Here is a 258-nt window from a genome sequence, read left to right on the forward strand (position 1 = left end):
GTGGAACTGGCCGAGCCTGCACCCGCGGATCTCGTCGTTCGCGCATCGGTAGACGGCTCGGAATCTGCTTGTGCGGTCCCGACAGGGGGCACTCGTGCTCAGGTCTCGGTCGTCGTCGACGACCCCGAATTGTGGTGGCCTCACGGCCTCGGAGGGCAGCCGCTCTCGAACCTCGTCGTGCGTCTCGAGGACGAGGCTGGAGCGGTCCGCGATGAATGGAGTGAACGCATCGGCTTCCGCGGCCTACGGCTCAATACG

At 66.3% G+C, this 258-nt stretch carries 1 protein-coding gene; it reads left to right on the forward strand.

Features of this window, described 5'->3' with window-relative positions; genetic code table 11:
• The coding region (locus SB754_RS21295; protein WP_410784328.1) for a hypothetical protein at positions 1 to 258 on the forward strand (258 nt) is incomplete at both ends.

Source organism: Leifsonia sp. SIMBA_070 (assembly GCF_046534635.1).
In the GTDB taxonomy this organism is placed as follows: Bacteria; Actinomycetota; Actinomycetes; order Actinomycetales; family Microbacteriaceae; genus Leifsonia.